The organism is Enterocloster bolteae, assembly GCF_002234575.2.
GTDB classification, from domain to species: Bacteria; Bacillota; Clostridia; order Lachnospirales; family Lachnospiraceae; genus Enterocloster; species Enterocloster bolteae.
On sequence record NZ_CP022464.2, the window covers coordinates 5,872,159 to 5,886,336 of the forward strand.

Sequence of the window (14,178 nt, forward strand, 5' to 3'; positions counted from 1 at the left end):
TAAGACTCAATCTGCCCGCCTATAGGCAGATTTTATATTTCAGGAGTGACTGGATGGAACACCCACATTTTATCATCGCTTTTACCGGTAATGAACAGACCGGCAAGGAGGTCTTGTTTAAAAAGCTCACTGCCAAAAAGGGCCCTGCTATGCCTTCCTGTATGCGGGACATGTCCTGCCCCCATGGTGATTTTTCATATGACAGCCGCCACTATAAGGCAGTGAACCTTCCCGGAGTCCTGTCCCTCAGCTCCCCGTCAGAGGAAGCCAGCTGCACGGCATCCTATCTCTGCTCCGGACACCCGGACGCCATTCTGGTGATAGGCCACGCGCTTCATCTGGAAATCCTTCTGGGACTTTTAAAAGAAATCCTGAGTCTTGGACCGGTCAGGGACTCCTCCATTCCCGTTGTCCTGTGTGTCAGCCGCTGTGAAGAAGCCAGACGGCAGGGCATCCGCATTGATTTTTCACTTCTCCACGATGTACTCCAGATTCCGGTCGTCCCCCTCCACGGATACGGCAGGGAACAGATGGACGACTTAAAAGCAGCCCTCCACTATGCTCTCCAGCCCCATCACAGGCACGATTTTCTCTACGACTGTCTGGACTTTTCTCCCTGCCGCCTGGCTCATGAGTGCATGATGCCTGAAATAAGCCCGTCTCAGGGAAAAAAGCGGAATATAAGCCCGGAAGCAGGATGGATCCGAAGAATATGTGAAGCGCTGCTGCTATTGCTCTTAATTGGACTTACCGCCTGTCTGTCCATCCGGCTTACAGACTGTCTCTGGCCGTTATTTTTTGAAACTGAAACCGTCCTGTGGGCCTGGGCAGAATGGTTTGGAATACCTGCCTGGCTGGCTGCCCCCATGGTTCATGGTGCATTTCGCGCCGTGTCATGCACCATACTGGTAATGCTCCCAATGCTTTTTCTGCTGTTTCCCCTGTTGGGTTTGCTGGGAAGATGCAGCTGCTTTCCCTGGGCCGTATATCTGTCAGACCTGCTGACAGAGTTTTTTATTGAAAAACCTTGTAATACCGCCAGCCATTACAAGTCATACGGTATCTTTTCCACCCTTTTCTCAAGTACCGCAGATCACACCATTCCGGTCCTTGACAAGGCAGCGGCAGCAGCTGTCCCGTCCGGCATTCTCATATGGTTTCTTGGCAGCATGGCATATGCCGGACCGGAAACAGGTTACGGCACCCTACTGTTTTCGGATATAGCCGGAGGGAACCTGTTAACTGCCATCACACATTTTCTTGAGCATCCGGCCCGTCTCCTTGGACTGGACGGCACCATACTGGCTGCTTTTATCCTGGGTATTTTTTCCCATGGAATGGCGCTTCCCGCCATGATGATGATATATCTGAAAACAGGAGGAATCCCTTCCCCTTCATCCCCCTTCATCCTCGGACAGGTGCTGGCAAATCACGGGTGGACCTGGCGCACTGCCCTGTGCACCTGTCTCATGGCTCTGACCCGCTTTCCAAGCATCACTGTCTGTCTGAAGATGCGCAGAAGCCCCGGCCATACTCCGTACTTTTTTTGGGGGCGGCTGCTGGTATTCATTCTCGGTATCACCCTGTGCTTTCTCATAGCTTTGACAGGCAGAATATCCGGCTGACACCTGCGCTCCCATCATAATGCAGCAATCCCTTTCCCTCTCATAAAATCATTCCCCGGAATATGGCTCTGCCCTAGAAATATCTTCCAGTGCATGTCCCCCATTTTCTGGGGATTCTTTCTTGACTGCCGTGTCTCCTGAGCCTATAATGGAACTAAGCAAACAACAGGATACATATATGGACATTCAAAAACGCAGGACATTCATCATCAGCTTTATTTACTTTGGAATCATAGGTGTGCTCTGCTATATAGGGTTAAAGAAACTCCTGCCCATACTGATTCCCTTCATGGCCGCCATGGCTATTGCAGCCATGCTGGAACCGGCAGTGTCTCTACTGGACAGACACATGAAGGGCGGAAAGGGCGCGGCCGCCGCAGTTGTGCTGCTGGTCTTTTATGGTTCCATTCTGACAATCATGTGCGTGTCTGGCAGCCAAATCCTGTCATCCATCCAGGAACAGGCAAAAAAGCTGCCCGGCATCTACAGCCAGACCATCGAACCAGGTCTGTCCCATTTCTTTTCCCTGTTGGAAAACAGTTTCCCCGGACACAGCATCCACATATCAGCCCTTGGACAAAGCCTGGAGCGTTTCATGGAAAATGCTTCTGTGGGCATCTCCTCCGGACTGCTTGGGTGGGGCGCCTCTGCCATAAGCGGTATTCCTGCCCTGGTCCTTGATTTTGTCATCGCTGTGATCGCATCCTTTTTCCTGACAGGCAATTACAGGGAGACGCTGGATTTCCTGCTGTATCAGATTCCTGATGACAGACGGCAAATGCTCTTACAGGTACTTCTCCATATCCGTAAAGTCGCCTGCCGGCTTCTGCGGGCTTATGCGCTCCTGATGCTCCTGACATTTACGGAACTTTATATCGGTTTCCTGGTGCTGGGCATTCCGGCCGGATTCACGCTTGCCTGCATCACCTCGCTGGTGGATATTCTGCCGGTCCTTGGCACAGGCACCGTGCTTCTTCCCTGGGCATTAATAGCCTGGACGACCGGCTCCGGAAGCCTGGCCATGGGTCTTGTGTGCCTGTATCTGCTCATAGCAGTGGTCCGCCAGACCCTGGAGCCCAAAATCATCGGCCATCAGATGGGCCTGTCCCCCATAGCCACCCTCCTGTGCATCTTTGCAGGCGGCAAGCTTCTGGGCCTGACCGGTATATTCCTGTTCCCCATAGCCGCCACCGTACTGGCCGAACTGCACAGCGGAAATAACCTCCCCGCCCAGAACCAGGTTTAACCTGCAGCATCCCACCAGGCAAGAACACAACCATACCCCAAAGGCAGGTGTTGTATATGAAGTTCTTCCATAACGTTACAGCCAAGATTGCGCCGGCATTTTCCTCTAAAGCCGCATTAAAATCCACCGCCCTCCAGAACAAGGCGCCTGAAAGGACAGAAAAGAAGGTCCGTTCTTTTAGATTTTTTGCAGCCGGCCTGGTTCTGGCCGCTGTCTCCGGCCTGCTGGGACTCTGTGCCCGGACAGTGCCCGGGTTCGCCCAGTTTTACTCCGTCGCCGTGTACCCGCTCCTGGCCGGTACATTGGGACGGTTGTGCAGCCTGTTTCCATTTTCCCTTTCCGAAATCGGGCTGTATTCCCTCTGCCTGTTCTGCATATGCTACATGATTCTGCATATCAGGCAGCCTGTTGTGGTGTTCTCCCGTGCCTTTTTTCTTTGCTGTGTCCTGTTATTCGTGTTCACCATAAACTGCGGCATCAACTATTACCGGAACCCCTTTTCCTATGAGGCAGGCATTGCCGCAGAAAAAACCTCCACCGAGGAGCTGCTGGCGCTGTGCCGTTATCTTACAAACCAAATCAACAGCTCTCTGACAGAAATAGACCACTCCGGCGAAATCCTGGACGGCCTCTACCCGGGACAGACCGAGGCAACCCCCGCGCCATCAGCCCGGGATCTTTCAAAGCTTGGAAGGGACGGCAGGGCAGCCATGGTCCGGCTGGGCCAGTCCTACCCCCAGCTGGAGGGTTATTATCCCTATCCAAAGCCTCTCATCAACTCCAGACTGCTGTCCGTGCAGCAGCTCTGCGGCATTTATTCCCCCTTCACCATAGAGGCGAACTACAACAGGGAAATGCCTTACTATAACATCCCCCATACCATCTGCCATGAATTGTCTCATCTGAAGGGATTTATGCGGGAAGATGAAGCCAACTTCATCGGATACCTGGCATGTATCGGATCCGATTCCCCGGACTTTCGCTACAGCGGCTATCTGACCGGCTGGGTCTACGCCGGCAATGCCCTGGCCAGGGTGGACCCCGAAAGTTATTATGACCTTTATACAAAGCTGTCCCCTCAGGCCGCCCAGGACCTGGCCTGGAACAACCAGTTCTGGGAGCGCTTTGAAGGACCTGTGGCAGAAGCCTCCACCCAGATGAATGACAGATATCTCAAAGCCCACAGCCAGGAGGACGGCGTCAGAAGCTATGGACGGATGGTGGATTTGATGCTGGCATATTATAAGGACCAATTAAGGGAGGATTAGGTTAAATCCTCCCTTTCCGCTTATATGCCGTCCTCCCCTCCCAGTCCCCCTACTTCCTGCTTGTGGTTCATCATCAATGTCTCCACCCGGTACAGATGGTTGTACATGGATTCATAGGCGCGCTCGCCATTCATATCCAGGATGTTTTCATATATCTGTGTATGGTATGACACCACCTCATCCCGTGGAGTAGTGTATTTCAGGGAAAGGAACTGATGGTTGGCTGTAATATAGGGTATTGCATCCAGGCAGTCCACAAGGAGCTGGTTGTGGGATGCCTTTGCTATAGCCTTATGAAACCAGGCGTCTGCTTCAAAAAATGAATTGTTCTCCTTTGCCTTCAGCTTACGTATCTGGTTAATGCTGTCGAACAGCGCATTCTGAAGTTCTTTTATATCATCTGCCGACCGGTTCTGGGCCGCCTCTCTGGCTGCCTGGGATTCGATAAGTCTTCTTAGTATAATTGTCTCCTTTAATAACGTAACATTTTCCATAAAAGGTGTTCCATAGGATGTATCTGACAGGGTGCTGCCGGATGATATCACCACGGTCCCGGAACCCGCCGATGTCCTCACGATTCCTGCGTCTGCCAGCTGTCTTAAGGCTTCCCTCACCGGAATGCGGCTGGTATCATAATAGTTTGCCAGTTCCCGCTCCGTGGGAAGCTTCTGATTTGTCCGGTATTCTCCTGTTAATATTCGTTTCTTTAGATCTTCTAATATGACCTCACTCAATTTTTGTCTTGCCATCAATTCGCCCCTCCCGGTATATTTTTAATCCCGCATACATGTATTTTGGTATATATTATACCATTATATCTCTTAAATTCATACCAATATTTATATTTTATACCAATATATCATTGTATTTTGTATAACTTATATACTATCCGGTCTTTTTATCTTTAATATATTGATTTTTTATACAAAAATATATATGCTTTTGGTATAAAAGCGCGCGAAAACACATGAAAAGGAGATACAATGTACAGGGAATTTTTAAAAGCAAAAGATGATTTCTTAGCCGCCGCATCCCGCACATACGAGAGCAGGATTCAAACCGGAACCGGCGGAAACCTGAGTGTCCGTATTCCGGGAACTGACCTGATGATTGTCAAGCCCAGCGGATTTTCCTACGGGCAGTGCAGTGAGGAGAATATAACCATAACTGATTTCCAGGGAAACCTTCAGGAGGGTCTGTACAAACCTACCAGGGAATCCACCCTTCACGGCAACCTGTATGCCCGATACCCCAAAATAGGAGGCATTGTACATACACACAGCCCCTATTCCATCCTCATTTCTCTGAATGACAGACAGCTGGAATTAATCACCCTTCATTCCCAGCTCAAACTGAAAAAACCGGTCAAGGTAGTGGATGTCACCACCCAGGCCGTAACTCAGGAGGAACTGCCTAAGGTGTTTAAAGTTCTGGATACAGAGCCGGAGACCGCTGCCATCATCTTAAAGGGCCACGGCATTGTCGCCATATCGTCCAGTGCAGTGAAAGCAGGGCAGATCGCCGAACTGATTGAAGAAACCGCTATGATTGCGTGGGAACAGAAAAAACTCAGAAAGTAAAGGAGAACAGATATGACAAACTATACCATCACACCTATTAATACAGGATTCACCAACACAAGCAAGGGCCAGTACTTATATCACCACAGCGTACACAAATTCTATGATGTGGAGGGCTTTGTAAAGCTCCCTGTCACTGTATTTCTGGTACAGGGCGGCGGAAAGAAAATTATGATCGATACAGGAATGTCTGATACAGAAATTGCCGGAAAATATCACCATCCTGGCTCTGTGCAGCCAGAGGGTTATGCTGTTTATGAACAGCTGGAAAATCTGGGAATCAAGTGCAGCGAGATAACGGATATTATTTTTACCCATCTCCACTGGGACCATGTCTATTATCTGGACCGCTTTGTAAATGCTGATCTTCATGTCCAGAGAACAGAATACCAGTTTGCCGTAAATCCCATTCCTCTTTACTATAAATCCTATGAGTATCCGGTTCTGGGACTGAAACCTCAGTTTGACGGCAGAAGCTTTAAGCTTTATGACGGGGAGGCAGAGATTTTTGACGGTATCAGTGTATACCCCACCCCAGGACATTCCGTTGGTCATCAAACCGTTGTGGTTAATACCAGCGAGGGACAGTATCACTGCTGCGGCGACCTTATCTTTACCTATGACAACCTAAAGCCTGTACCGGAAATGCATTATGACATCACACCTCCAGGACGCTTCTTAGATATCGTGGATGAATGGAACAGCATTGTAGAACTGAAGAAACGGGCAAAGAGCCAGGAATTCATCCTTCCAACTCACGCGCCTGAGATGATTGAAATTGTAGACTCAAAAAGAGTGTACGGAAATTAGGAGGCAGCATGGAACACAACAGAATCGCCCTGATAGCCTCTCTTGATACCAAACTGCAGGAAACCTTATATGCCAAACATGAGATTGAATCATGTGGAGGCCAGGGACTCATAATTGATATCAGCACCAAAACCCTGGTGGACGCCGGCGATGCGGTGGGGCCTGCCGATATCCTGGCCCGTTACGGGATGACCTGGGAAGAATTCGGTCCCTTAGATAAGGCCCAGAGTATCGAAACCATGTCAAATGCCCTGACCGCAGTCATGCCTGCTTTGTATGCGCAAGGGTTATTTGATGCCGTCATTTCCATCGGGGGAGGACAGAATGCCCGGATGGCTGCCGCGGCCATGAAGTCCCTGCCATTTGGCGTACCTAAAATTGTGGCCTCTTCCCTGGCCTGCGGCAGAAGAACCATGGAACAATATGTGGGAGACAAGGATATCATGGTCGTCCACACGGTTGCAGACATTTCCGGGCTTAATTATACCACAAAAACTGTGATTCACAACGTCTGCCACGCTGCCCTGGGCATGCTCCAACACCAAAGACAGGTGACTCCTGATTCCCGTAAAAAGATTGCCGCAACAATGCTTGGAATTACATCCAAAGGCGTTGAGGGAGCACTGCGCCTCCTGCCTGACGGCACTTATGAAAAAACCTGCTTCCACGCCAATGGCGTAGGGGGGCGCTGCATGGAAAAACTGATTGAGGAAGGTGCCTTTGACCTGATTGCGGATATAACACTCCACGAACTTACCTGCGAAGTCCTGGGCGGGTATTGTACCGGTGCAAACAACCGGCTGGAGGCAGCCGTTAGGCATCACGTACCTATGGTCGTCGTGCCCGGTGCCCTGGACATGCTTGATTTCTTCATTGACGAGGACGGGCGGGGATTACCGGATGATATTGACCGCAGAAAGAAGGTCTATCACAATTCAAGTATCGTCCACACCAAAATTTACAGGGAAGAGGCAGTAAAGCTGGCCCGCGTCCTGGCCGGGCGCCTGAACAAAAGCACTGCCCCTGTAACCCTTATCCTGCCGGATGAAGGCTTCTGCGAGGCCGCGGCCAAAGGCGGTCCCATGTATGACCCGGAGGTGGATGAGGCCTTTATAAGCACCATCAAGCCACTTCTGGAACAGCATATAAAAATTATTGAAGTAAGGGGTAATATCAATTCGGACAGCTGTCAGAAGGCAGTTGCCGCAGCTATAATGAATCTTGTATAGGAGGGTGGATTTATGACTACAACCATAAGCGTTGCCGGTTTGTTCCTGGCGCTGTTCCTGCTGGTATACCTGGCATTTAAGGGACACAGCGTAATAATCATCGCACCAATCGTTGCCATGGTAGCTGTAATTTTTTCTGCCGGCTTTGACTCCCATCTCATGGCAAATTATACGGAAGTTTATATGACCGGTTTTGCAAACTACGCAAGGAACTATTTCCCCTTGTATTTATTTGGGGCTGTCTTTGCGAAATTAATGGAGGTAAGCGGGTATGCGGATGCCATCTCCCATCTTATCGCCAGCAGGCTTGGCAAGGAAAGAGCTATACTGGCAGTTGTCCTGTGCTGCGCAGTCCTTACATACGGAGGCGTTTCCCTCTTTGTGGTAACCTTCGTGGTTCTTCCCATAGCCATCTCTCTTTTCAGGGCGGCCGACATCCCCAAAAGGCTGATTCCAGGCTCCATTGCCCTTGGGGCATTTACCTTTACCATGACAGCTCTTCCTGGCTCTCCCCAGGTACAGAACACCATACCCATGACCTACTTTGGCACGGATGCATTTGCCGCTCCGGTCCTGGGCATCATAGCCGCCATCATGATGTTCTCCCTCGGCATGAGCTGGCTTAACTACCGGGCCAAAAAGGCAAAACAGGCTGAGGAAGGATACGGGGACCATGACGATGAAAAAAAGGAGATATCTGAATCCGATCTCCCCGGCATCATCCATCCTGTTATTGCCTTCCTCCTGATTGTAGCGGTCAACCTCTTATGCTCCAAGGTCATATATCCCCGTCTGAACACGGCCTATCTGGAACAGTACAACACAAAAATCAGCGCTGTCTCCGGCAATTGGTCCGTCCTGATTGCATTGCTCGTTGCCATCATTTACCTGATTATAACCGGTCTGCCCCGCTTTAAGGCATTGAAGGACAGCCTTAAGTCAGCTGCGGGCAATTCTCTGATGCCCCTTATTAACTCCTGCGCAGTTGTGGGCTTTGGCTCCGTAATTAAAGGGCTGGCCATCTTTGCCATTGTGCAGGCCTTCATCCTCTCTATATCAGCCAACCCGCTGATTACCGAGGTCCTGGCTGTCAATCTGTTGTGCGGCATGACTGCATCTGCCTCCGGCGGACTGGGAGCCACCTTAGAAGCGCTTGCCCCCACCTTCCTGGAACAGGGTGCCCGCATAGGAATCGGCCCCCAGGTACTGCACAGAATTGCTTCCATCTCTTCCGGCGGCCTGGACTCACTTCCGCACAACGGGGCTACCGTAACCACCTTGTCCCTGTGCGGCATCACCCACAAAGAGGGATATCTGGACATGTTTGTCACATCCGTGGTCATTCCCATTGCCACCGCGCTTGTCATTGTCGTATTAGCAACTTTAGGTCTGAGATTTTAGAGCATGTCCGGGAGATACTACTATGAAAAACTATTTATCTGAGCAAGAGGCGCGCAGGGCCATCCTGAATGTGGGAAAACGCATTTATGACAGAGGCTATGTGGCTGCCAATGACGGAAACATCAGCTGTAAAATCAGCGACACCACCATTCTTGTCACGCCCACAGGCGTTTCCAAGGGCTTTATGGAGCCGGATTCACTTGTAAAGATGGATTTAGACGGAGCCATCCTGGATGGAGGAAAACCGTCCTCAGAAGTGAAAATGCATCTTCGGGCCTATCAGGAAAACCCTGACATAACCGGGGTGGTTCACGCCCATCCGGCATCTGCCACCAGCTTTTCCGTCATGGGAATGGAGATGAAAAAGCCGGTTGTGGCAGAAGCCGTACTGGTAACAGGCAACATACTGATTGCCCCCTACGCCAAGCCCGGAACTTATGATGTACCTGACAGCATTGCGCCTTTCATCAACCGTTACAATGCTGTCCTGCTGGCAAACCATGGGGCTTTAAGCTGGGGAAAGGACCTTTACCAGGCCCTTTACCGCATGGAAGCCCTGGAACACCAGGCGGGCATCCTGTTTCGCACCCTTATTCTGGCCCATATCACCGGCCGTGATGTCCCGTATCTATCCGGGGAAGCGCTGGCCGGGCTGGTACAAATCCGGGACGAAATGGGTATACTCACCGGGGGAATTCCGGAGAATTAATGTTTCCGGCTCCGTTCAAACTTCATACCTTCATAAATACGGACCGGATTTCCCCGCTCCAGCCTTGCGTGTTCCATCCACGCAAGGCTTTTTTCCTTTTGCTGATTTCTGGCATTCATTTCTGCCAGTATGCTGCACAGCCGGTCCATGGCAATCTGCTTATTCATATGCTGGCTCCTGGCCTGGGTTGACACCACGGCTGTACCCGTGGGAATATGGATGGCCCGTACACCGGTCTCCACCTTATTCACATGCTGTCCTCCCTTTCCTCCGCTGCGGAAGGTTTCAAAACGCACCATTCTTTCCTCTGATATCCTTGGGACCTGGTCCAGTATGCTGACATCCACATACCAGTTCTTCCTCCTGTGGCCGGGACGGTAGGGACTTTTGCAAATCCACTGCACACTGCCCTCCAGCTCCCGTAAATCCCGGTCCGTCTCAAACACCACAGATGACATGCATCCAGGCTTCTTTCCGGGGGTACAGCCTACCAGGCGCACATCCCCGGCTTCCTTTCTCAGTTCCTCATAGAGCATAGCCACTGCCAGCTCGCATTCTGCCGGTCCCTGACCGGAACTAATCTGTACTCTCATAGGCTCCCTCCTATCCTTTAAACGTGATCAGAGGACGCAGGGTGGCTGCTATGTCAATCAGTCCGTACTCCTGCAATACCCCCATGACCTGCTCCACATTTTTATATGCCTCCGGCGCCTCTGCGAACAGCAGGTTGGTATCGTGGCAGACCACACGGCTCTTAAGGCCTGTGCACCGGATAGAATCCCGGTCATATTTTTGGTCTATGCGGCTTTTGCAGATACTCCTGGCCCATTTTCTTCCCGCGCCATGAGAGAGAGAATTAAGTGACACCGCCGTATCCTCCCTTGGAATGCACACATAGGTCAGGCTTCCCCTTGACCCCGGAATCACCACTGCTCCCTTAGAGGCTGATACGCTGCCCTTTCTGTGCAGAAGGCCGTCCTTTGTCCGTTCCAGATAATTATGGCAGCTGTCCATGAGAAGCTCCGGCTCAGAGGCGCCTCCCAGCCACGCAAGCAGCTTCTGCGCCGCTGCTCTCCGGTTTCTCACTGCCCACCTTAAAGCTCTGTCATGCTCAGCCATATATGCTTCTGCCTGTTCAGAACCATCCGCAAGCCCCTCCGGCACCCAAAACCGTGACAGGATCTCCTGGCCGTATCCCCTGGAGCCGCAGTGGACCAAAAGCAGAATACGGTCCGCACAAAGCCCCAGGCTCCCGGCTGCCTCCTGGTCATAAATCCGCTCCACACATTGGAACTCCGCAAAATGGTTCCCTCCTCCCAGGGTTCCCAAGTCCCGTATCGGGCACTCCTCCTCATATGGGCTGGAAAACGGTATATCCTCCAGCTCCCGGACGGCCTCCAGCCTTGATACCCATTTCTCCTGTTTAAACTTCTTTTTCTTTACCCCTGTGTCAAAGAGGCTCATACCGCAGCCGATATCATTTCCAAGTAAATGGGGATATAATACTCCCCTGCTGAGGACAGCGGTTCCCACAGGAATCCGCCCGGGATGCAGGTCCGGAAGCCCCACTGCCTTCACAACGCCAGGAAGCCTGCTCACTGCCAAAAGCTGGTCCTTTGCCGCCTGTTCCATCCAATTCTTACCGCTGCTGATTAATATGCAATTTTCTTTCTCCAAATCAAATTCTCCTTCATAAGCCGACAGCTCAGCCCATACTTCTGTCATTTTCCCCAAAAAAAGGGTACAAAAAAACACGACAACAAGCCGTGCGCATCAAAAAAACATAGTATGCCGCTTCCTGTCCTACTGTTTCGTTATACTGTTTTCACCTCTGCTTTATCATTACGACCTGCCAACATAACAACCACTCCTTTGCTCATGAAGGATTTGCTTCCTTCGTATTCTGTATTATACTATAATCGTAACCCGGCAAAATGTCAATCCCGTAATTATCCCGGAATTCCATCATGCTTTCATCAACACGGAACTTTTATATCATTGCATATACCAGGGTATATTAATGATTGTGACAGATGCAGGGTACTCTGCCCGCTGTAATTTATACAGGGCAGGACTTAAGCAGTTTTCAAATACGCTCTGTAATCAAGCAATCAAGGAGGAATAAAGAAGAATGAAAAAAAGTAAAAGCCCGGCGGAGCAAATCACCGCAGCCCGGGCAGTCTCACCACGGAAAGCCCTGACCCTGACAGCCGCGGTACTGGCAGCCGCCATTACTGCCACCGGATGCTCCGGTACAGGCCGGACAGAAACAGAACCGGAAAGCCAGGCTGAAATCACGGCCGGACCTGCAGTTAACCAGCCTGAAAGCCCGGAGCGGCCCCATGGAGGCCAAACCGTCCAAGGCCCGGCAGCCTATGTGGATGATTTTTATGATGCGGTAAACCATGACACACTTAATGGCTGGGAAATTCCGGCTGAACAGGCCGATATGAGCTGGTTCAGGAAGGCGCGGGAAGACAACTATTCCAAGGTAAATGACCTGATTCGCCAGGCTTCATCTGAAGCAGGACAGGCAGAGCAGGAAGCGGGAAGCGACCTGTATAACATACGCGCCCTGAATCTGACCGGCCTGGACCGGGAGACCAGGGACAGGGAAGGATACGGCCGCACAGCCGGAGCATTTTTAAAGGAAGTAGATTCAGCAGGTTCTGTCTCTGAGCTTTTAAAGGCATGCCTCCAGTTCCAGAGGGATACCGGACTGTTCAGCCTTATGGGCTGGTATTATGAAGGGGACAGCGGGGATTCCTCCGTTAAAGTCCTCTATCTCTCACAGCCGGATTCCGGTCTCAGGAGGGAAGTCTGGTTCTCCGAAGATGCATCCAACCAGAAGCGGGTGGAGGAATACAAAAAATACCTCACAAAGCTTCACGAAAATAACGGCCTGAGTCCGGAGGAAGCAGGGGTGACCGTTGCCCGGGTAACTGATATGATGAAAGATCTGGCGTCCTCCACCCTTAAGATAGAAGAGGTCTATGACCCGGAAAAAACATACAATGTCTGCACGGCCGGCGAGGCGGCAAACCTCTATTCCTCGGCTCTGCCCTTCCGCCTTCTAAACAGCATTTTCGGCATACAGGAAGGTGAAAAGACAGTTGTATCCCAGCCGGATGCCTGCAGGAAGCTTGGAAGCTATCTGAAGGAAGAAAACCTTCCCCTCCTGAAAGAATATGTCAAGACATGTCTCTATTCAGATCTGTCCATGATGACAGACACCGCTTCCCTGGACGCTGCCCAGGAGTATCAGACAGCAGCAGGAGGTATAGAAAAGAAAAAGGATTTTGAGCGGACCGTATCTGAAACAGTCCAGGAAAAACTTGGTTTCCAGTGCGGCCGTGTATTCTGTGAAACCTATTTTAACGAGGACGCCAAACAGGATGTGGCTTCCATCATCCGGCAAATCATAGATGTATACGACAACCGCCTTGCCCATATGGAATGGATGACAGAATCCACCCGTCAGGAGGCAAGGAAAAAGCTGAAAGCCATTACTGTCAAGGTTGGTTATCCCGATGAATGGCCCCAGGACAAATTGAACCTGGTATTGAAATCCCCGGACCAGGGCGGTGTCTACATCGACAATATCATGGAAATCCTTAAGGCATCCCAGGATTACTCCTTTAAGACCAGACACGACCCGGTGGACCGGAATGAATGGAGCATGACGCCCCAGACAGTCAATGCCTATTATAACCCCGGAAACAACGAGATCGTGTTTCCGGCCGGAATCCTTCAGGCCCCGTTTTATGACCCGCAGGCTGAGCCTGTGGCCAACCTGGGTGGCATCGGAGCTGTTATCGGCCACGAAATCACCCATGCGTTTGACACAAGCGGAGCCCAGTATGATGAAAAGGGAAACCTGAGGGATTGGTGGACTGCCCAGGATAAACAGCATTTCAGGGAATTGGCCCAAAAGGTCATTGACTACTATGATACCATGGAAGTAAACGGCATCCAGGTAAACGGTACGCTGAGCGTTACGGAGAATATCGCTGACCTGGGAGGTGTTTCCTGCATAACAGAAATAGCCAGGGAAAAGGGATATGACCTGAAGGAGCTGTACCATGCCTATGGTGTCATATGGGCCACAAAATACAGGGATGAATACCTTTCCTACATCATGACCAATGACACACATTCCCCTGGCATCACCAGGGTAAATGCCGTACTGTCTGCCACCGATGACTTTTATACTGCCTTTGGGGTCAGGGAAGGCGACGGGATGTACCGCAGGCCGGAGGACAGACCCCATATCTGGTAGAAATATCTATATATATAAAATGTCAGAGTCC

The 14,178-nt window shown here is 51.0% G+C and carries 12 protein-coding genes; 9 read left to right on the forward strand and 3 right to left on the reverse strand.

The window, feature by feature from the left end; translation table 11 throughout:
- Nucleotides 1-53 precede the first annotated feature (53 nt).
- From CGC65_RS27225 to CGC65_RS27235, 3 genes are all read left to right on the forward strand, one after another.
- Nucleotides 54-1,625, forward strand: a complete 1,572-nt coding sequence (locus CGC65_RS27225; RefSeq protein WP_002566727.1) for a FeoB small GTPase domain-containing protein — start codon at nucleotides 54-56, stop codon at nucleotides 1,623-1,625.
- Between the two features lie 178 nt (nucleotides 1,626-1,803).
- A complete protein-coding gene (ytvI, locus tag CGC65_RS27230; protein ID WP_002566728.1) occupies nucleotides 1,804-2,871 on the forward strand; it encodes a sporulation integral membrane protein YtvI in 1,068 nt (355 codons plus the stop codon).
- 56 nt (nucleotides 2,872-2,927) lie between these two features.
- Nucleotides 2,928-4,139 (forward strand): DUF3810 domain-containing protein, encoded by a 1,212-nt coding sequence (locus CGC65_RS27235; RefSeq protein WP_002566729.1) that lies wholly within the window; start codon nucleotides 2,928-2,930, stop codon nucleotides 4,137-4,139.
- A gap of 20 nt (nucleotides 4,140-4,159) precedes the next feature.
- Here the strand turns inward: CGC65_RS27235 and CGC65_RS27240 are convergent, their stop codons facing one another.
- The gene (locus CGC65_RS27240) at nucleotides 4,160-4,888 is read right to left on the reverse strand and encodes a FadR/GntR family transcriptional regulator (RefSeq protein WP_002566730.1); all 729 of its coding nucleotides are present in this window, start codon (nucleotides 4,886-4,888) and stop codon (nucleotides 4,160-4,162) included.
- 234 nt (nucleotides 4,889-5,122) lie between these two features.
- On the opposite strand from CGC65_RS27240, the gene CGC65_RS27245 reads away from it, so the two are divergent.
- Genes CGC65_RS27245 through CGC65_RS27265 form a run of 5 tightly spaced genes read left to right on the forward strand, consistent with a single transcriptional unit; the run spans nucleotide 5,123 to nucleotide 9,868 of the window.
- Nucleotides 5,123-5,719, forward strand: coding sequence for a class II aldolase/adducin family protein (locus CGC65_RS27245; RefSeq protein ID WP_002566731.1), 597 nt, complete (start codon nucleotides 5,123-5,125; stop codon nucleotides 5,717-5,719).
- Between the two features lie 12 nt (nucleotides 5,720-5,731).
- On the forward strand, nucleotides 5,732-6,529 hold the full coding sequence (locus tag CGC65_RS27250; protein WP_002566732.1) for an N-acyl homoserine lactonase family protein: 798 nt from the start codon (nucleotides 5,732-5,734) through the stop codon (nucleotides 6,527-6,529).
- A gap of 8 nt (nucleotides 6,530-6,537) precedes the next feature.
- Nucleotides 6,538-7,758: a Tm-1-like ATP-binding domain-containing protein gene (locus CGC65_RS27255; protein WP_002566733.1), complete on the forward strand. Its 1,221-nt coding sequence runs from the start codon at nucleotides 6,538-6,540 to the stop codon at nucleotides 7,756-7,758.
- 12 nt (nucleotides 7,759-7,770) lie between these two features.
- Nucleotides 7,771-9,159 (forward strand): GntP family permease, encoded by a 1,389-nt coding sequence (locus tag CGC65_RS27260; protein WP_002566734.1) that lies wholly within the window; start codon nucleotides 7,771-7,773, stop codon nucleotides 9,157-9,159.
- A gap of 22 nt (nucleotides 9,160-9,181) precedes the next feature.
- Nucleotides 9,182-9,868 carry a class II aldolase/adducin family protein gene (locus CGC65_RS27265; RefSeq protein WP_002566735.1) on the forward strand — a complete coding sequence of 229 codons (687 nt, stop codon included), beginning with the start codon at nucleotides 9,182-9,184 and terminating at the stop codon, nucleotides 9,866-9,868.
- Here CGC65_RS27265 and prfH read toward each other — a convergent pair.
- A complete protein-coding gene (prfH, locus tag CGC65_RS27270) occupies nucleotides 9,865-10,461 on the reverse strand; it encodes a peptide chain release factor H (protein ID WP_002566736.1) in 597 nt (198 codons plus the stop codon). The genes CGC65_RS27265 and prfH overlap by 4 nt on opposite strands.
- A 10-nt stretch (nucleotides 10,462-10,471) precedes the next feature.
- Nucleotides 10,472-11,545: an RNA ligase RtcB family protein gene (locus CGC65_RS27275; RefSeq protein ID WP_002566737.1), complete on the reverse strand. Its 1,074-nt coding sequence runs from the start codon at nucleotides 11,543-11,545 to the stop codon at nucleotides 10,472-10,474.
- Nucleotides 11,546-11,999: 454 nt separating this feature from the next.
- Here CGC65_RS27275 and CGC65_RS27280 point away from each other — a divergent pair, with 454 nt between their 5' ends.
- Nucleotides 12,000-14,147 (forward strand): M13 family metallopeptidase, encoded by a 2,148-nt coding sequence (locus tag CGC65_RS27280; protein ID WP_002566738.1) that lies wholly within the window; start codon nucleotides 12,000-12,002, stop codon nucleotides 14,145-14,147.
- Nucleotides 14,148-14,178: the final 31 nt, after the last annotated feature.